Genomic DNA, 19,317 nt, shown 5'->3' on the forward strand with positions numbered 1-19,317 from the left:
CGTTCAGCCCTCCTGCGAAGGAGGAGCGGCGGGCGGCAGCGCCGCGGGAGGCGGTGCGGCGGGTCCAGCCTTCGCCTTGCTGCGCGAGGATAGCGTCTCCAGCCCCCAGAAGAACATCGGAATGAAGAAGAGTGCGATCAGCGTAGCGCCGAGCATGCCGAAGATCACACCCGTACCCAGCGAGCGGCGGCTCGCCGCCGACGCCCCGCTCGCGATAGCGAGCGGCACGCAGCCCAGGATGAACGCGAGCGAGGTCATGATGATCGGACGCAACCGCAGCTTCGCGGCGGCCAGCGCGGCATCGTAGGGCGTCATGTTTTCCTTCTCGCGCATCTCCACGGCGAACTCGAAGATCAGGATCGCGTTCTTCGCCGCCAGGGCGATCAGCACGGTCAGGCCGATCTGGAAGTACACGTCGTCTTCCATGCCGCGTATGAGAATGCCCACCAGCGCACCGAAGATCGCGAAGGGCACGGCGAGCAGCACGCCGATCGGCAGCGACCACTTTTCGTACTGCGCCGCGAGAATCAGGAACACCATCAGCAGCGCGAACGCGAACACCATGCCCGCGGTCGAGCCGGCCTTCTTCTCTTCGTAGGCCTGACCGCTCCATTCATAGCTGTAGCCCTCGCCCAACGTCTCCCGCGCGATTTCCTCCATCGCCGCGATCGCTTCGCCCGAGCTGTGGCCCGGCGCGGCATCTCCCGTGATCTTCGCCGCCGGGAAATTGTTGAAGCGGTTCACGATGTCCGAACCCGGTACGAACCGGAACGTCGTCACGGCCTTGATCGGCACCATCTGGCCGCTCATGTTGCGTACGTAGAGCTGCTGGATGTCGTCGGGTTGCGTGCGGTATTGCGGCTCCGCCTGCACGATCACCTGGAAGAGACGGCTACCCTTCGGAAACTGGCTCACGTACGACGAACCGAACATCGTCTGCAGTGCCGAATAGACGTCCTGAACCGGCACGCCCAAGGTTTCGCAGCGCTCGCGGTCCACTTCCACGAGCAACTGGCGCGAACGCGTATTGATCGTGGAATTCACCCCGCGCAATGCCGGATTCTGGCGCGCTTTCGCGATCATCTCGCGCACCTTGCCTTCGAGCTGCTGATAAGTACCGTCACCGGTGCTCTGCAGCCAGAACTCGAAGCCGCCTGTCGTGCCGAGACCAGGAATCGAAGGCGGATTGAGCGGCACGACCACACCGTCCTTGAAGCCCGAGAACGCTTTGCTCGCGTCGCGAATCAGGTCCTGTGCGGTGCCGTCCTTGCCGCGATCGCCAAAGCCCTTGAGCGTAATGAAGAGCGTGCCCGCATTCGACTTGTACTGCGAATCGATCAGGCTGTAGCCGATCGGCGCCGCTACCGATTTCACGGCGGGCTGCTTCGCGAACCAGTCTTCCGCCTTCTTCGAAAGGTCGCCCGTGCGGTCGAGGCTCGCCGCGTCGGGCAGCACGACCGCGCCGAGCAGATAGCCCTGGTCTTCCACCGGCACGAACGACGTGGGGATGTGCTTGAAGAGGCCACCGGTGGCGAGCACCATCACCAGGATCAGGCCGATGGAGAGCATTACACGCCGGATCGCGCTTTGCACGCCCCTGCCGTAGCCCGCGGTGAGCTCTTCGAACTTTTCGTTGAACCAGGTGAAGAAGCGATTCTTCCTGTGCTCGCCCGGCTTGAGCAGGATGGCGGCGAGCGCCGGCGACAGCGTCAGCGCGCAGATACCCGAAAGCACCACCGACACCGCAATCGTCACGGCGAACTGCTTGTAGAGCTGGCCCGTAATGCCCGAGAGGAACGCCACCGGAATGAACACCGCCAGCAGCACGAGTACGATAGCCACCACCGGCCCGCTCACCTCGTCCATCGCGCGCTTGGCGGCTTCCTTCGGCGGCAGCTTGAATTCGGTCATGTTGCGCTCGACGTTCTCGATCACCACGATCGCGTCGTCCACCACGATACCGATGGCGAGCACCATGCCGAACAAGGTCAGCATGTTGACCGAAAAACCGAATGCCATCATGCCGATGAACGCGCCGATGATCGACACCGGCACGGCAAGAATCGGCACGAGCGTCGCGCGGAAACTCTGCAGGAAGATGAACACCACGAGAATCACGAGGATCACCGCGTCGCGCAACGTGTGCACGACCTCGCCGATCGACTCGCGCACGAACTCGGTCGTGTCGAGCGCGACCTCGTACTTGAGGCCCGGCGGGAAGCTCTTCTTCAGTTGTTCGAGCGTCTCGCGCACCTGTTTGGCCACCTGCAGCGCGTTCGCGCCCGGCTGCTGATAGACGGCGAGGAGCGTGGCCGTCTTGCCGTTGTAGCGCCCGCGCAGCGAGTAGTCCTTGGCCGCCAGTTCGGCATGGCCGATGTCCTTGATGCGCACGATCGCCGCGTTGTCGGAGCTTGCGCGCAGGATGATGTTGTCGAAGTCGGCCGGCTCGGTGAGGCGCCCCTTGGTCGCCACCGGGAAGGTCTGCTGCACCGGACCGTTGGTGGGCGACTGGCCAAGCCGCCCCGCCGAGAACTGCTGGTTCTGCGCGCTGATGGCATTCTGCACGTCGGAGACGGTGATGCCGAGCTTGGCCATGCGGTCGGGCTTGAGCCAGATACGCATGGCATAGTCTGCAGAACCGAAGATTGCGGCCTGGTTCGCGCCCGGAATGCGCTTGAGCGCATCGAGCACGTACACGTTCGCGTAATTCGCCACGTAGGCCTGATCGTAGGCGTTATCGGGCGAATAGATTGCGATCACCATCATGAACGCCGACGAACGCTTCTGAACCGAAACGCCTTGCGCCGTCACCGCGTCGGGCAGCGTGGGCAGCGCGAGGTTCACGCGGTTCTGCACGTCCACTTGCGCGAGCGACGGGTCGGTGCCGATGTTGAAGTACACCGTGAGCGTCATATTGCCCGTCGAGGAACTCGACGAGTTCATATACATCATGTTGTCGGCGCCGTTCACCTGCTGCTCGATCGGCGCGGCCACGTTCTGCGCGACGACCTCGGCACTCGCACCCGGATACGTCGCGCTCACGGTGATCTGCGGCGGCGCGATGTCGGGGAACTGCGCGATCGGCAGATTGAACATCGCCACGAGCCCCGCGACAACGAGGATGATCGATATGACCGACGCAAAAATGGGCCGGTCAATGAAGAAGTGGGAGAACTTCATCGATCAGCCTCCCGTCGCCTGGGTGAGCGTCACGTCGACGCGGCGAGACTTGTCGGGGGCATCGTTGGCCACGATCTTCGCGGGCTTGCGCATCTCGATGCGGGCATTCTCCACGCCCGCGACGATCAGCGCGGCTCGCACCGTTGCCGCGCGTGCTTTGGCGAGGCGTTCGTTTTCGGCGAGCGAGCCGCTCGGGTCGGTGTAGCCGGAGATCACGACACGCGCGCCGGGAGACGCAACGAGCTGCTTCGCAACCGCCGCGAGCGCCTCGGCCGACTGCGCGTCGAGACTGGAACTGCCGGGTGCGAAGTAAAGCGAGGTGAGTTCGCCGCTAGCAGGCACGGCGGAGAGATTCGTGCTGTTCGAACCGCTCGTGCCGTTTGTGCTATTCGCAACGTTCGTACTGCTTGCCGCATTGGCGTTAGCACTGCCGCTGCCGTTGGACCCGGCGTTGGACCCGACGTTGGCGCCGGCCGCCGCACCCTGTGCACCCGCGGCACCCGCCCCGCTCGCGGCCCCTGGCGCCGCGGCATTGCCGCCTGCCGTGTCGTCCGGCGCCGTACCCTGGGCCGCCACGTTGACGCTCGGCGCGGGCGCCGGCACGAGATGCACATTGAGAGGCGCACCCGGCATGAGGCGCAGCGTGTTGTCGAGAATGACCTTGTCGCCCGGATGCAGGCCCGCTTTGATGACCCAGTCGTTGCCGTTCCACTCGCCGGTCTCGACCGCGCGCTGCTGGGCCTTGCCCTGCGCATCCACGGTCCAGACGAATTCGCCGCGCGCGCCCTGCTGCACCGCATCCTGCGGCACGGCAATCGCGTTCGGACGGACCGCGCCCACGAGCTTGATCCGCACGAACTGGCCCGGCCGCAACGCGCCGTCTGCGTTCGACACGGCCGCGCGGATCAGATAGGTGCCGGTTTCCGTGCTGAGCGCGGCATCGGTGAACGCGATATGACCGCGCTGCGGGTAGATGCTGCCGTCGGCAAGCACGATGACGGCCTCCAGCTTGCCGCGCTCCGGCAGCCTGAGTGTGCCGTTGCCCGTCTGCGCACGCAGATCGAGCAACTCGCTCTCGGAGAGCGAGAAGTTGATCCACATGGGGTCGAGCTTCGCCACGTAAGTCAGCAGGCTGTTGGCGGCGTCGATATACGTGCCGTCCTGCTTCTTCGCGAAGCTCGAAAGCCCCGTTACCGGCGCGGTGATGGTCGTATAGCCGAGGTTCAGGCTCGCGCTCAGCACGTTCGCGCGCGCCTGATCGAGCGCGGCGGCGGCGGCCTGCTGCTGGCCGATCGAATCGTCGAGATCTTTCTGGCTCAGCGCGCTCTTCGCCGCGAGCGGGCGCACGCGGTTCAGGTTCGCCTGCGCCGTGTCGAGCCGTGCCTTCTGCTGCGCGTATTCGGCCTGCGCGGCATCGAGCGCGGCCTGGAACGGCTTCTTGTCCATGACGAACATGACGTCGCCTTCATGGACGAGCGAGCCTTCCTGATAGACGCGCTTCTCGAGGAAGCCGTTCACGCGAGCCCGGATCTCGACCTGCTGCGAGCTTTCGGTCTGGCCGACGTAGTCGAAAACCACCGGCACGTCGCGCAGGGCGACGTCGATGACATCCACGTTGGCGGGCGGTGGCGCCGACGCGGCGGGCTTATTGTCATGGCAAGCAACGACTGCAGCCAGCAACCCCAACGACAGGCACAACCGGACAACCCGAATTCCGCATGTCATGCTGTTCTCCGTAGCCGACGATCTACGCTGGACCGACGAACCAAGGCAGACTTCGGGACGACCCGAAGGCAAACCGCGTCCTTGGCGCTCGCTCAGATACTACTGTTTTTCCGGGCGACGCAGAACGTGTTTGCCAACCTGTGCGCGCGTTTCGGTCAACTATTCACAGCCCATCAAAACAATGGGCTGCATCGTTTTAATTTCCGAAACGACCGATTGGCGACGGTGTGGAGAACAAGGGATGCGCGGCAAGCCGCTCGCGTCGCGTGCTAGGGTCTTTCCAGCAGACGAATGGTGCCGAACTCGGCGCTGGTGACCGTGCGGATCAGAACGGCCATCGCCTCGCTCACGCGCGTGCGTTCGAGTTCGATATGCAGGCAGGCCAGATCGCGGCGTCGGTCGATGTCGATGGTATGGATACCTAACGCGCTACCCAGCATGCGATGCAACGCGCGGCGCGCCGTTTCGGCATCGCGCGGCGCTACGCGCACGACCATCTGCACGCTGACGCGAGCGGCTGCCGCATGCCGGCTCGCGCGTGCGGGAGCTTTCGCGAGGGGAGAGGCAATCGATTGAAACGCGGACTTCGAGACGGCCTTGACGGTCTGACGTATGGGGAGGGTTTGCATCGTCTGCGTGCGCACCACGACGGAGGACGGCGCGCGTACTGTTGAACATGAAACCGATTCTACGAAGCCGCGTGCAAAGAACCCGTAAAGACTCGCCGTGCGGGCGGCAAAATCGTGTAGCGCCCGACGCTCAGATCTGGATCAGCCGCGCCAGCACGGCTTCGCGCCTCAGGCGCGCAAGAACCGTTGGGCGAGCTTCACCCAGTACGCCGCGCCCGCCGCGAGGCAGTCGTCGTTGAAATCGTAGCCGGGGTTGTGCACCATGCAGCCGCCCTCGCCGTCTCCGTTGCCGATGATCAGATAGCTGCCCGGGCAACGCTCCAGCACGAACGAAAAATCCTCGCTGCCGGTGAGCGGCGCCATGTCCTCGATCAGACCCGCCTCGCCCACCCACTCGCGCGCGACCTCCTGCGCGAAGGCGGTCATCTGCGCGTCGTTCACGAGCACAGGATAGCGACGCTGATAGTCGATGCGCGCCGTCGCGCCATAAGAGGCGGCCTGCGCGTGCACAAGCGCCGTGATGCGCTCCTGCAGCAGATCGCGCACCTCCGGGCGCAGCGCGCGCACCGAAAGCTTCATCTGCGCGGTCTGCGGAATCACGTTCGGCGCGTCGCCCGCGTGAATGGCGCCCACGGTCACGATCGCCATGTCGAGCGGCGGCACGTTGCGCGACACGACCGTCTGCAGCGCGAGCACGATGCTCGCGCACACCACGACCGGATCGATCGCCTTGTGCGGCACGGCGCCATGCCCGCCCCGGCCGTCGACGTCGACGATCACGGTGTCGGACGACGCCATGAACGGTCCCGCGCGAAAGCCCAGTTTTCCGGTTGGAAACCCCGGCATGTTGTGCATGGCAAAAACGGCATCGCACGGAAAGCGCTCGAAGAGGCCTTCGTCGAGCATGCGCTTAGCGCCGCCCAGGCCCTCTTCGGCCGGCTGGAAAATCAGGTGCAGCGTGCCGTCGAACGAACGCGACTGCGCGAGATGCTTCGCCGCCGCGAGCAGCATGGCCGTATGACCGTCGTGTCCGCAAGCGTGCATCTTGCCGGGAATGCGGCTCGCGTAGTCGAGCCCCGTGGCCTCAAGGATCGGCAACGCGTCCATATCGGCACGCAGGCCGAGCCGGCGCGCTCCGTCGCCCATCTTCAGCGTGCCGACAACGCCTGTGCCGCCCAACCCGCGATGCACCTCGTAGCCCCACTCGGCGAGCCGTGCCGCAACGAGGTCGCTCGTCACGAACTCTTCGAAGCCAAGTTCCGGATGGGCGTGGATTGCGTGGCGCAGCGCGATCATCTCTTCTTCGATCGCGGCAATTGCAGGCGGGATCGTCATCGTATTCATGTCGTGTCTTCCATGGGCTTGCCGTAGCACCCCAGAATAACGACGCACCCGACTCGACAACAGATCTACAATGGTTGGCCCGCCAACCAGAGGTAGGCATCCGGGTTTCCCCTCATGAAGTTCCACCAGTTCAGGGCGCTCGTCGCCATGGCCGATACCGGCAGCATCCGCGCGGCCTCGCGCCAGCTCGGCATTTCGCCCGCTGCGGCCACCAAGGCCGTGCGCGAGCTGGAAGCCGAGCAGCAGATCGCGCTCGTCACGCGCAATGCGAACGGCATTGCATTCACCGAAGCGGGGCAGGCGCTGCTCGTGCACGCGCGGCTGATCGTGCAGCAGATGTCGCGTGCCCAGGACGAGCTCGACGCGCGGCGCGGGCGTGCCGGCGGCAAGCTGTCGATCGGCGTGACGCCGTGGCTTGCGCTCTCCTTCGTGCCCGACGCCGTTACGCTCTTTCGCAAGCGCATGCCCGGGATGCAGCTCGAGTTTTATGAAGGCCTCCTGAACATCGTGATGCCGCGCCTGCGCGACGGGTCGCTGGACTTCTCGCTAGGCAAGCCGGGGCCGGCCTCGCTGCATGCGGAGTTCGTGCAGACACCGATATTCGCGACCGAATCCGCCGTGGTCGTGCGCAAGGATCATCCGCTCGCACAAGCGCATTCTCTGGCCGAACTTCAGGACTGCGAATGGCTGCTCAACTGGGATCCGGGCAGCAAGGACATGATCGCCGACGACGTCTTCCGCCGCCACGGCCTGCCGCTGCCGCAGACGGTCCATCTGGCGCATTCGTTCATCGTCGCCATGGGGCTCATCATGAACACCGACATGGTGAGCATTTTTCCGTGGCCGCTCGTGGAGACGCGCTTCGCGCGCGAGAACCTGCGAGCGCTCGTACTGCGGGAGGAAGTGGACCGCACTGTGGTCAGCGTGGTAGCCCGGCGCGGCGTGCCGCTTCCGGCCGCCGCAGAGTGCTTCCTCGACTGCCTGAAGGAGGCGATCCGTTCGGGCGAGGCATCGCGCGATCCCGAGCGCCGACGGCTCTATCACTCGCTCGAGCTTCTGATCTAGAGATTGACGGGGAAACCAGCCGGAAGAAAAAAACGGCGGGAGTAGCGGCGAACGCCGCAAAGACAGGAAGACCAACGAAACAACGCATCCGGGGCCTCGTCACGCCAGTGACAGGCCCCGGAACTGTGCGTTTAGAACGACGTACCGATCTGGAACTGGAACTTCTGGTACTGGTCGCCCGTGTGCTTGACGATCGGGAAGCCGAGGTCGAGCTTGAGCGGGCCGATCGGCGAAATCCACTCGAGACCCATACCATAGCTGTAACGCAGGCCGTTCGCGCCGATACTCGTGCCTTCGTCGCCCCAGACGTTACCGCCGTCCACGAAGGTGAAGACGCGCAGCGTGCGGTCGTAGCCCGTGCCCGGCAGCGGGAACGTGAGTTCAATGCTGCCCACCAGCATCTTCGAACCGCCGATCGGGTCGCCCGTGCTCACGTCGCGCGGACCGAGGGAGCCCGGTTCATAGCCACGCACCGAGCCGATACCGCCCGCGTAGTAGTTCTTGAAGATCGGGTACGGCTTGCCTTCGAGGCCGTTGCCGTAGCCGCCCTGGAAGTTCAGGCCCAGCACGAAGCCGCGTGCGAACGAATAGTAGTACTGCGACTGAATATCGGCCTTGTAGTACGAGACACCCGTGATCGGCGTGCCGTACTCGGCGTTGGTCTGCAGGAAGTAGCCCTTGCTCGGCACCAATGCGCTGTCGCGGTTGTCGCGCGACCAGCCAACCGTCAGCGGCACGATGTTCGACACGCGGCCGAAATCGTTCACGTAATCGATGTAGCTCTGCGGCGTCGTGGAGTCGATGTCGAGACGATCCTGTTCGATGCCGAGACCGAAGTACACCATGTCGGTTTCGGAGAACGGAATGCCGAACTTCGTGTCCGCGCCGTACGAAATGATGCGGAAGCTCGTGTCGGTCGTGCTCGAGTAGTACAGCGGCTCGGTGGTGCGGTAGTAGGCATCCGTGATGCGCTTGATGCCGTCGATCGTAAAGTACGGATCGACTTCGGTCACCGACAGCGTGCGGAACGTCGTCGCCGTGTTCACGTTCAGCGAAAGGCTGTTGCCCGAGCCGAACACGTTGTCCTGCGAAATACCCGCCGACAGGATCGGGCCTTCGCCCGAGCCGTAGCCCACGCCGAGAGACAGCGTGCCGGTGGGCTTCTCGGTCACCTTCACGTCGACGTCCACCTGGTCCGGCGTGCCCTCCACCGGCACCGTGGTCACGTCCACGTCGGTGAAGTAGCCAAGACGGTTGATACGGTCCTTCGAGAGCGCGAGCCGGCTCGAGTCGAACCACGAGCTTTCGAGCTGGCGCATTTCGCGGCGGATCACTTCGTCGCGGGTGCGCGTATTGCCGGCGATGTTCACCTGACGCACGTACACGCGGCGGCCCGGATCGACCTGCAGCGTGAGCGCCACGACGTGATGCTGCTGGTCGATCTGAGGCTCGGCGTTGACGGTCGCGAATGCATAGCCGTATTCGCCGAGCTTGTCGACGAGCGCCTTCGTCGTGTCCTTCAGCTTGGCCGCCGAAAAGCGCTGGCCCGGCTTGATCGTGATGAGCTTCTTGAGCTCCGCCTCGCGATTGAGCAGGTTGCCCGCGAGCGAGACGCCCGAAATCGTGTACGGCTCGCCCTCATGGATCCCGATCGTGAGATACATGTCCTTCTTGTCGGGCGAGAGCGACACCTGGGTCGAGTCGATGTTGAACTCGAGGTAGCCGCGGTCCAGGTAGTACGTACGAATGTTCTCGAGGTCGCCCGTGAGCTTGTCCTTCGAGTACAGGTCGTTCTTCGTGTACCACGAGAACCAGTTCGGCGTGGAAAGCTGCATCTCGTCGCGCAGCGTGCCTTCGCTGAACGCGTGATTGCCGATGAAGTTAACCTGGCGGATCTTCGCGCTCGGCCCTTCGATCACCGAAAACAGCAGGCCGACGCGGTTGCGGTCGATTGGCGTGACGGTGGTCGTGACCTCGGCCGCGTAATAGCCGCGCGTGAGGTACTGGCGCTTGAGCTCCTGCTCCGCGCGGTCCACGAGCGCCTTGTCGTAGCTGCGGCCCGGCGAAAGCCCCACCGACTTGAGCGCCTTGGTGAGCGCGTCCTTGTCGAATTCGTGGATGCCGGCGAAGTCGATCGTGCCGATGGCCGGTCGCTCCTGCACCTGCACGACGACCACGCCGCCTTCGGTGGAGATCCGCACATCGCTGAAGAAGCCCGTCGCATAGAGTGCGCGGATGGCGTCCGACGCCTTGTCGTCCGTAAAGGTATCGCCCTGCTTGATGGGCAGATAGGCGAACACCGTGCCGGGCTCGATGCGCGAAAGCCCGTCGATACGGATGTCCTGGACCACGAAAGGCTCGGTGGCGCTCGCGGCGGTGGCAACGAGGCCGAGGCCGGCGAAGGTCAGCGCGCGGGTGTAGCGCGCCGTGGTAGTTGAAGCCGTCATGCGGGAATTTGTATTTAAGGCCAACAAGAAAACCGCGAACCCGTTCGCGGCCGGAACGACGCGGCGCGTCGCGCGTTCACTGCGTCTTACTGCATGTTCACGCCGCCCGGATTTTACCGTACGCTCATGCCGCCCGGACGAAGAACCATCGCGAGCCCCGTCGTCGCGAGCGTGAGCACTTCGGTCATGTGCGCGGCCTGCACGCGAAGCCGCTCAGACTACCATGATTACCTGCGCGAAGATTCTAACAGAAGGAATCCGGCTGCAACAGAACCTGCTATGGGCAAGCAGCGCAGACTCTATCACACCTCAACCTTTCAGAAACAATTCAGAGGCGTGGTTCGACCGACTAGATCTGTAAGAATTCAAGCGCTCTCCTGCCCCGCTGCACGCGCATCGGGGCCCGCGCCGCCCCACGTCATCCACGCTACAATGCGGCTCTCGTTCGATCCGTCCCTTGCCGCCGCTTCCCCAACATGCAGAAATCCGACCGGGCCTTCCTGCTGGGCCCGTTGCTCAAAGGCGTTTCCCGCTCGTTCTATCTCACGTTGCGCGTGCTGCCCGCGGGGATGCGCGATCCGGTGGGTGTGGCCTATCTGCTCGCGCGCGCGGCAGACACGATCGCCGACACCTCGCTGATCCCGCCCGAGCAGCGCCTCGCGCTGCTGCTGTCGCTGCGCGAGCGCATCAACGGCGCCGCGGACGACGCCGCCGGCCCGCGGCGCATCGCCGACGAGGTCGCGGGCCAGCAGACCCAATCGGACGAAAGGCAGTTGCTCGAATCGCTGGGTGGCGCCCTGGAGGTGCTCGCGCAACTGGACGAGGCCGATCGCGCCGCGGTGCGCGAAATCGTGACGACGCTCACGCAAGGCATGGAATTCGACCTGCGCACCTTCCCCGACGAACGCTCCGGCCAGATCGCCGCGCTTGCCAGTTGGGACGAGCTCGACCGCTACACGTATCTGGTGGCCGGCTGCGTGGGCGAATTCTGGACGAAGATGACGTACCAGCACGTCCCGGGCGCGCTCGATCCTGCGTTGCGCGAAACGATGTACCGGCGCGGCGTGCGCTTCGGCAAAGCGCTGCAGATGGTGAACGTGCTGCGCGACTGCGGCAGGGACCTGCGCATCGGCCGCTGCTATCTGCCGGCTTCGATGCTCGCGCAGGCGGGACTCGCCGCGCAGGACCTGCTGCGGCCCGAGTCGTCCTCGCGGGCACGCGGCATCTTGTACGAACTCGTGCGCATCGCGCTCGATCACTTCCGCGCCGCGATCGACTATACGTTTGCGCTGCCGCGACACTCGCTGCGGCTGCGCCTCGCCTGCCTCTGGCCGATCCTCATCGGACTCGAAACGCTCGAGCGGCTCGTCGCGAACGAGCAATGGCTCGATCCGGCGAAGACGTCCAAGGTAACGCGCAATGACGTCTATCGCATCCTCGCCGGCTCGACGCTGCTCGCGCCGTCCGATGCCCTGCTCGAACGGTGGTTCAGGCGGCTCTTCGCGCGCGTGGAAGCACGCATCAAAACATAAGCGGCTCGCAGCGCGCGCTGCGAGCCGTGCCCGCCGCTATTCCTTCTCGCCGCGATACAGCTTGATAACGGCGGAAAAGTCGAGCTTGCCGTCGCCGCGGCTGCTCATGGCCTGGTAGAGCTGCTGCGCGAGCGCGCCCATGAACGCCGGCTGGCGCACGCCCTTTGCCGCATCGGTCGCGAGGCCGAGATCCTTGAGCATCAGATCGGTGCCGAAGCCGCCCGTATAGCCGCGCGACGCAGGCGCCGTCTCGATCACGCCCGGATACGGGTTGTACGTGTCCGAGCTCCAGCAGCGGCCCGTCGAGGTGTTCATGATGCCGCCCAGGACCTTCGGGTCGATGCCGAGCGACTCGCCCAGCGCCATCGCTTCCGCGACGCCCGCCATCGTGACGCCGAGCACGAGGTTGTTGCAAATCTTCGCGACCTGCCCCGTGCCGGTATCGCCGCAGTGGACGATGTTCTTCCCCATGCCTGAGAGCACCGGTTTCACGCTCTCGTACACGGCCGCCGTGCCGCCCACCATGAAGGTCAGCGTGCCCGCCACCGCGCCGCCCGTGCCGCCCGATACCGGCGCGTCGACAAAGGTGTTGCCCCGCGCCGCCGCCAGCGCCGCGAATTCGCGGGCGCTGGCGGGATCGATCGTGCTCGAGTCGATGATCGTCACGCCTTTCGCGACGCCCGCCAGCACGCCGTCCGCCGCGGTGAGCACCGTGCGCACATGCGCGGCCGCGGGCAGCATCGTCACGACCCATTCGGCGCCGCTCGCCGCGTCCCCTGGCGAGGCGGCGCGTTCCGCGCCCGCTTCGGCGAGCGTCTGCAAGGCCGCTTCGCTGAGATCGAACACCTTGAGCGTGTGCCCCGCCTTGAGCAGATTGAGCGCCATCGGCGCGCCCATGTGACCTAGTCCGATGAAGCCGATTTTCATTAGTCTGTCTCCTGCAACGTCGTTGCCGCTTTCGTTGCGAATTTTGTTGCGCAGGCAACCTTGCCGCGTCAGCGCAGGCTGATCGTGGTGTTCACGCCGTCGCTGACGGTGGCGTCGTCGAACCAGCGCGCGGTGACGGTCTTCGTCTGCGTATAGAACTGCACGACCTGCTTGCCGTACGGGCCGAGATCGCCGAGCTTCGAGCCGCGCGAGCCCGTGAAGCTGAAATACGGCACCGGCACCGGAATCGGAATGTTGATGCCCACCTGGCCGATGTCGATCTCGCTCTGGAATTTGCGGGCCGCCGCGCCGCTCTGCGTGAAGAGGCCCACGCCATTGCCGAACGGATTGGCGTTGACGATCGCGATTGCCTCGTCCAGATTTGCCGCGGTCAGCACCACGAGCACCGGGCCGAAGATTTCATGCGTGTAGATGTCCATGTCGGTCTTCACGTTCGTGAACACCGTCGGCCCGACGAAGTTGCCCTCCTCGTAACCCTTCACCGTCACGTCGCGGCCGTCGAGCGCCAGCGTCGCGCCCTGCTTCACGCCCGATTCGATGAGACCCAGAATACGCGCCTTCGCAGTACGAGAAACCACCGGACCGACGTCGGTGCCCGGCTCGTGGCCCGCGTTGACCTTCAGCGTCTTCGCCTTTTCGACGAGGTCGGGCAGCCACTGCTGCGCCGCCCCGACCAGCACGACCACCGAAGTCGCCATGCAACGCTGCCCCGCCGCGCCGAACGACGCGCCGACGAGCGCGTTGATGGCCTGCTCGCGGTTCGCGTCGGGCAGAACGACCGCGTGGTTCTTCGCGCCCATCATCGACTGCACGCGCTTGCCGTGCTCGCTGCCGAGGCGATAGACATGCGTGCCCACCGCCGTCGAGCCGACGAACGAGATCGCCTTGATGAGCGGGTGAGAGCAGATCGCGTCGACCACTTCCTTGCCGCCATGCACGACATTGAGCACGCCTTTCGGAATGCCGGCTTCGAGCGCCAGCTCGACGAGCTGCATCGTCGAAAGCGGATCCTGTTCCGAGGGCTTCAGCACGAAGGTGTTGCCGCAGACGATGGCCATCGGGAACATCCACAGCGGAATCATCGCGGGGAAGTTGAACGGCGTAATGCCCGCGCACACGCCAAGCGGCTGCTGCAGCGTGTACGTGTCGACGCCGCCCGCCACGTTCTCGGCGAACCCGCCCTGCTGCAGCGTGCCGATCGAGCAGGCGTGCTCGACCACTTCGAGGCCGCGGAAGATGTCGCCTTCGGCATCGGGCAGGGTCTTGCCCTGCTCGGCGGTGAGCGTCTTCGCAATGCGCGCCATGTTCTCGCGAATCAGCGCCTGGAATTTCAGCATGATGCGCAGGCGCGCGCCGATCGGCGTGTTCTTCCACGTTGCGAACGCAGCCTGCGCGCTCTGCACGGCCGCATCGACTTCGGCCACGGTAGCGAACGGCACGCGCGCGAGCACTTCCTGCGTGGCCGGATTGACGATGTCGCGCCATTCGCCCGTCTTCGACTCGACGAATGCGCCGTCGATCAGCAGCTTGACGGTGGGGACATGGGCATTCGATGCCTGGGTGACTGCGTTCATCTTGGACTCTCTTGCATGGGTTGAAGGGAACCGGTTCGGACCGGGTAATCAGGAATACGATAAAAAATCATCCGTCGTGCCGCGAGCGCATCAGCAGCGTGCAGATCAGCGCGATCACGCCGAGCGCCACCATATAGGCAACCACGTAATGCGGCCTGCCGCCGCCGTAGGCGAGCAACGCGGTCGCGATCATCGGGGCGACGCCGCCGCCCAGCACGCCCGCCAACTGCACGGACACCGAAATGCCGCTATAGCGGATCTCCGCGGGAAACTGCGCGGCAAACAACTGCGATTCGGGCGCATAGAGAATCGGGAACACCACGCCGACGCCCAGGACCATCGCCCACCACACCGCCACGGGCTGCAGCGTTTCCAGCATCGAGAAAAACGGCGCAACAAACAGGCCCATGATCACGAGGCCGGCGAGAAACAAACGCTTCTGGCCGATCCGGTCGCTCAGCCAGCCGCAGAACGGCATCGTCGCAAGCGAGAGCACGGCGCCGGCGGTGATGGCGTGCAGAATTTGCGCCTTCGGAATCTTCAACTGATTGGCAGCATAGGCGAGCGCGAACGCCACTACCAGATAAAACCAGGTGTTCTCCGCCGTGCGCGCGCCGATGATGAGGAGAAGCTCGCGAGGCTGGCGGCGCAGCACTTCGAGCACCGGCGCCTCCACGGGGCGGCCGGTCTTTTTCACGCGTTCGAAGTCGGGCGATTCGGGCACCCGCACGCGAATCACCCAGCCCACCAGCACGAGCAGGATGCTGGCGAGAAACGGAACGCGCCAGCCCCACGCCAGCAGGTCGGCTTCCGGGAGCGCCGTCACGGCGGCCATCGCCAGCGACGAAAGAATCAGCCCGAAGCCCACGCCCGTTTGCGGCAGGCTGCCGAACAAGCCCTTGCGGCCACGCGGCGCGTGTTCGACGGCCATCAGCACTGCGCCGCCCCACTCGCCGCCCACGGCCATGCCTTGCAGGAACCGCATCGCGACGAGCAGCGCCGCCGCCCCGTAGCCGATGCTCTGGTACGAAGGAATCAGCCCGATCGCCATGCTGGGAATGCCCATCAGCAGCAGCGTGGCGAGCAGCATGGACTTGCGGCCGATGCGGTCGCCGAAGTGGCCGAACACGATGCCGCCCATCGGGCGCCCGATGAAGCCGACGCCATAGGTCGCGAAAGCGGCGAGCGTGCCAAGAATGGGGTCGAGCGTCGGGAAGAAAACCTTGTTGAAGACCAGGGCGGCAGCCGTGCCGTAGAGGAAGAAGTCGTACCACTCGATCGTCGTGCCGGCCATGCTGGCCCAGCCTGCAAGCAAATAATCGCGCGCGCGCTTCGGAACCGGAACGGCCGCGGCGGCCCTTTCGGGGGTCGACTGCATGTGCATCGTCTGTCTCCATCCTTGTTGTTTGCAGACCGTCTTCGGAGCTTCTGTCCCAGGGTCTGCAAACGAGTATATTTATTCGAATATCCACGGTATAGAGACGAAAAAGCCCATCCGATATGCAAAAAAGCACAACGAACAAGCTGGAGACGCTGAACTGGGACGACCTGCGCTATTTCCTCGCGGTGGCCCGCACGCAGCGGGCGAGCGCCGCGGCGAAGAAGCTGGGCGTGGACCACACGACGGTCGCGCGCCGCGTGCGGGAGCTGGAGACCGCGCTCGGCACGGTGCTGTTCGACAAGTCGCGCTCGGGCGGCTTCGTGCTGACCGCGGAGGGACAGCGGCTGCTCACCCATGCCGACGCGGTGGAAACCACCGTGCAGTCCGTGAGCGAGCAGTTCGCCATGGGCGCGCAGTCGCTGTCGGGACACGTGCGGGTGGGTTCGACGGAAGGCTTCGGTTGCTTCTTTCTCGCGCCGCAGCTCGCGCGCTTCTCGGGCCAGCACCCGGACATGTCGATCGACCTGCTGCCGGTGCCGCACTTCGTGAGTCTCTCGAAGCGCGAGGCCGATCTCGCGATCATGCTGGAGCGGCCCGAGCGCGGCCAGTACGTGTACACCAAGCTCACCGACTACCGGCTCAGGCTGTACGGGACTCCGGACTATCTGGCGCAGCAGCCGCGCATCCGCACGCCGGCGGACCTGCGGCACCACGCGTTCGTCAGCTATGTCGCCGATCTCGCGTTCAGCCACGAACTGCTCTATCTCGAACGCACGGCGCCAAACGTCAAAGCGAATCTCTGCAGCACGAGCGTGATTGCGCAATACCACGCCGCGCTGCAAGGCAGCGCGCTCGCGATCCTGCCGTGCTTCATGGCGGAACCGGACCCGCGCCTCGTCGCGATCCTGCCCGACGAGATCGTGGTGACGCGGCGCTTCTGGCTCTGCAGCCGCGAAGACTTGCGCAAGCTGCGGCGCATCACGTCGTTATGGGACTATCTGCGGGCCGCCGCCGAGGCGAACCAGCCGCTGCTGCTGGGCGACTCGCCGCAGATGCATTACGTCGAGCCTTGAAGAAAACGCATGGCGGTCAGCTCGCGAGCTGGGATTTGACCCAGCGATAGAACTGCTGAATCGCGGCCTCGCGCGGATGGCCCTCGCGCCACGTGAAGTAATAATCGAGCGACGCAGGAATACGTACCTGGCTTAGCAGTATCAGTTCGCCTCGCTCGATGTAGCCGCGCGCAAGCTGAAGCCGCGCGGTCGCGGCTCCCTGCCCGGCAACGGTGGCCTGCAGCAGCAGCCCCGCGTCGTCGAATATGGGGCCGCGTTCGGGCTCGTCGCCCGCCACGCCGGCCGCCTCGAAGAAGTCGCGCCACGAGCGGCGCGAAAAACGCAGCAGCGGCATTTTCGCGAGGTCTTCCACGCGAAAGTCCGGATAGCGCACGAGCAGCGCCGGGCTGCAAACGGCCACGACCTGGTCGTCCAGCAACTTGCGGATCTGGAAGCCCGGCTCGTCCACGCGGCGATGCCAGATGCCGATATCGAACGGATAAGGATCGGGCGGCGTCACGTCCGCATGCATGCGTAGCGAAAGATCGACGTCCGGATGCCGATCGTAGAAGTCGCCAAGACGAGGGATCAGCCACACCGATGCAAAATCGGACATCACGCTCAGTTCCAGCCGCGTGACGCCGCTCACACCGGGACGCGTCGCGTCGAGCGCCTCGCGCAGCTCGCCCAGGCTGCGCCGCACGCGTTCGGCGAGCTGCGCGCCGGCGGCCGTGGGAATCATCTGGCTGCCCGCGCGGCGAAACAGCTCGACGCCCAGCTCGCTTTCGAGCCCCCGCAGGTGATGGCTCACGGCACTGTGCGTCAAATGCAGTTCTTCGGCAGCACGGCTGAAGCTGCGCCGCCGCGCCGCTGCTTCTAGCGCGCGCAGGGCCTGGAGGGGAGGAAGCGATCGGGACATGACGTCAAATTCTACTCACAATCCCGTCCGAAATCTCTCGCTGGCCTGGCGCCCGGGAATCGCCAATAATCGTCACCCAGGCATTCATTCCCCTTTCGCGCCGCTTCCGCATCATGACTTCACTCAGATTGCGCGTTTTCGCCGTCTTTGCACTCGGTTACTTCGTCTCTTATCTCTTCCGGGGCGTCAATCTCGGCTTTGCGCCGTTTCTGACCCATGAACTGGGCATGACGGCCACCGATCTCGGCACGCTCACGAGCCTCTACTTCCTCGGCTTCGCCGGGGCGCAGATTCCCGGCGGCGTCCTGCTCGACCATTTCGGGCCGCGCCGCGTCACCGCCAGCGTCATGCTGGTCGCCGCCGCCGGCGCGCTCGTCTTCGGCCTCTCGCACAGCATCGGCATGATGATGGTCGGGCGGCTTCTGATCGGCGTCGGCGTTTCGGTCTGTCTCGGCGGCGCTTTCAAGGCCACGGCGCAGCACTTCCCCGTGGAACAGCTCACGCTCGTGAACGGCCTCGTGATGGCGGTCGGGGGACTCGGCGGCGTGGCGGTGGGCGCGCCGCTGTCGTGGCTGCTCTCCGTGGCGCCGTGGCGCGGCGTGAGCCTCGGGCTTGCCGCCCTCACCGCCATCGTGGCCGCGATCATCTGGATCGGCGGCCCGCGCACGCGCGACACGCACCATCAGGCAACCGTCTTCGAACAGTTCAAGGGCACCGCGCACATCCTGCGCAGTCATGCATTCTGGAAAACGGCGACGTTTTCCGCGCTCACCCAGACCGTGTTCTACGCCATGCAGTCGCTGTGGGTCGGCGCATTCCTGCGCGATGTCGTGCCGGCCGGCACCGTCGACGTCGCAACGCGCGCCGCATCGCTCGTGTCGGTGCTGGGCGGCGCGTTCATCGCGGGCAATATCGGCTTTGGCGCGCTCGCGCGCGCGTTCGAGCGGCGCGGTGTGAGCGTACAACTCTTCTCGGGCGTGACGATGATGCTCTTCGTCGTCGTGCAGGTCTTGCTCGCCGCGCGCGTGCCGTTGCCCGCGCCTCTGCTGTGGGCCGCCTATGGCGCGCTGGGCGGCACCGGCATCCTCACTTACGCGGTGCTCGCCGAATACTTCCCGCCGCGCATGATCGGGCGCGTCAACACGACCTTCACGCTCGTCATCTTCGTCGGCATCTTCGTCGCGCAGATCGCGGTCGGCGCGGTGCTCGGGCACTGGACGGCGGTCGACGGCCATTATCCCGCCGTCGCGCATCAGACCGCGTGGGCCGGCCTCATCGCACTGCAGCTCGCCGGCGGCATCTGGTACTTCATGCCGGCACGCCGCGCAGCGGCCACGGCCATGGATGCGCACTGAATCCGCTCGGTGACGCTGCGATACTATCGTTCGCTGTACTGACCGACCCATCGGGCCACGGCGCTTGGGCCGCGTTCGACACCACATGCCAATGGATACTCATTGGCCTCTCATCCGCCGGTAGCCGCCCGACCGGTTGGTCGACAATGCCTGCGCAAAGGCACGC

Annotated in this window: 13 protein-coding genes; 4 read left to right on the plus strand and 9 right to left on the minus strand. The window is 65.2% G+C overall.

All coding sequences use genetic code 11. The features are described from left to right. Positions 1–3: 3 nt before the first annotated feature. The 4 genes from WJ542_RS19755 to WJ542_RS19770 form a co-directional block, all read right to left on the minus strand. The gene (locus tag WJ542_RS19755) at positions 4–3,180 is read right to left on the minus strand and encodes an efflux RND transporter permease subunit (protein ID WP_411191133.1); all 3,177 of its coding nucleotides are present in this window, start codon (positions 3,178–3,180) and stop codon (positions 4–6) included. A gap of 3 nt (positions 3,181–3,183) precedes the next feature. After that, entirely contained in the window at positions 3,184–4,794 is a 1,611-nt protein-coding gene (locus WJ542_RS19760; protein WP_411191134.1) for an efflux RND transporter periplasmic adaptor subunit, read from the minus strand. A 380-nt stretch (positions 4,795–5,174) separates the two neighbouring features. Beyond that, complete coding sequence (locus tag WJ542_RS19765; protein WP_411191136.1) at positions 5,175–5,534, minus strand: hypothetical protein; 360 nt, start codon at positions 5,532–5,534, stop codon at positions 5,175–5,177. Positions 5,535–5,702: 168 nt separating this feature from the next. Further along, the gene (locus tag WJ542_RS19770) at positions 5,703–6,878 is read right to left on the minus strand and encodes a M20 aminoacylase family protein (RefSeq protein ID WP_411191137.1); all 1,176 of its coding nucleotides are present in this window, start codon (positions 6,876–6,878) and stop codon (positions 5,703–5,705) included. A 114-nt stretch (positions 6,879–6,992) separates the two neighbouring features. Here WJ542_RS19770 and WJ542_RS19775 point away from each other — a divergent pair, with 114 nt between their 5' ends. Continuing rightward, on the plus strand, positions 6,993–7,943 hold the full coding sequence (locus WJ542_RS19775; protein WP_411191138.1) for a LysR substrate-binding domain-containing protein: 951 nt from the start codon (positions 6,993–6,995) through the stop codon (positions 7,941–7,943). Positions 7,944–8,074: 131 nt separating this feature from the next. On the opposite strand, the gene bamA is transcribed toward WJ542_RS19775, so the two are convergent. Beyond that, positions 8,075–10,390 (minus strand): outer membrane protein assembly factor BamA, encoded by a 2,316-nt coding sequence (gene bamA / locus WJ542_RS19780; protein ID WP_411191139.1) that lies wholly within the window; start codon positions 10,388–10,390, stop codon positions 8,075–8,077. Between the two features lie 476 nt (positions 10,391–10,866). Here bamA and WJ542_RS19785 point away from each other — a divergent pair, with 476 nt between their 5' ends. Continuing rightward, positions 10,867–11,922 (plus strand): phytoene/squalene synthase family protein, encoded by a 1,056-nt coding sequence (locus WJ542_RS19785; protein WP_411191140.1) that lies wholly within the window; start codon positions 10,867–10,869, stop codon positions 11,920–11,922. 36 nt (positions 11,923–11,958) lie between these two features. Here WJ542_RS19785 and mmsB read toward each other — a convergent pair whose 3' ends face one another. The 3 genes from mmsB to WJ542_RS19800 all read right to left on the minus strand — a co-directional run bounded on the left by mmsB (position 11,959) and on the right by WJ542_RS19800 (position 15,828). Continuing rightward, complete coding sequence (mmsB, locus tag WJ542_RS19790; protein WP_411191141.1) at positions 11,959–12,849, minus strand: 3-hydroxyisobutyrate dehydrogenase; 891 nt, start codon at positions 12,847–12,849, stop codon at positions 11,959–11,961. A 68-nt stretch (positions 12,850–12,917) separates the two neighbouring features. Continuing rightward, on the minus strand, positions 12,918–14,444 hold the full coding sequence (locus WJ542_RS19795) for a CoA-acylating methylmalonate-semialdehyde dehydrogenase (protein ID WP_411191142.1): 1,527 nt from the start codon (positions 14,442–14,444) through the stop codon (positions 12,918–12,920). 67 nt (positions 14,445–14,511) lie between these two features. Beyond that, positions 14,512–15,828, minus strand: coding sequence for an MFS transporter (locus WJ542_RS19800; RefSeq protein WP_411191143.1), 1,317 nt, complete (start codon positions 15,826–15,828; stop codon positions 14,512–14,514). Positions 15,829–15,944: 116 nt separating this feature from the next. Here WJ542_RS19800 and WJ542_RS19805 point away from each other — a divergent pair, with 116 nt between their 5' ends. Further along, a complete protein-coding gene (locus WJ542_RS19805; RefSeq protein WP_411191144.1) occupies positions 15,945–16,898 on the plus strand; it encodes a LysR family transcriptional regulator in 954 nt (317 codons plus the stop codon). Positions 16,899–16,914: 16 nt separating this feature from the next. Here the strand turns inward: WJ542_RS19805 and WJ542_RS19810 are convergent, their stop codons facing one another. Next, positions 16,915–17,796 (minus strand): LysR substrate-binding domain-containing protein, encoded by an 882-nt coding sequence (locus WJ542_RS19810; protein ID WP_411191145.1) that lies wholly within the window; start codon positions 17,794–17,796, stop codon positions 16,915–16,917. A 113-nt stretch (positions 17,797–17,909) separates the two neighbouring features. Between WJ542_RS19810 and WJ542_RS19815 the strand changes: the two genes are divergently transcribed. Beyond that, positions 17,910–19,151 carry an MFS transporter gene (locus WJ542_RS19815; RefSeq protein ID WP_411191146.1) on the plus strand — a complete coding sequence of 414 codons (1,242 nt, stop codon included), beginning with the start codon at positions 17,910–17,912 and terminating at the stop codon, positions 19,149–19,151. The last annotated feature ends 166 nt before the right edge of the window (positions 19,152–19,317 follow it).

Origin of the sequence: Paraburkholderia yinzeri, assembly GCF_046581065.1 — a bacterium.
In the GTDB taxonomy this organism is placed as follows: domain Bacteria; phylum Pseudomonadota; class Gammaproteobacteria; order Burkholderiales; family Burkholderiaceae; genus Paraburkholderia.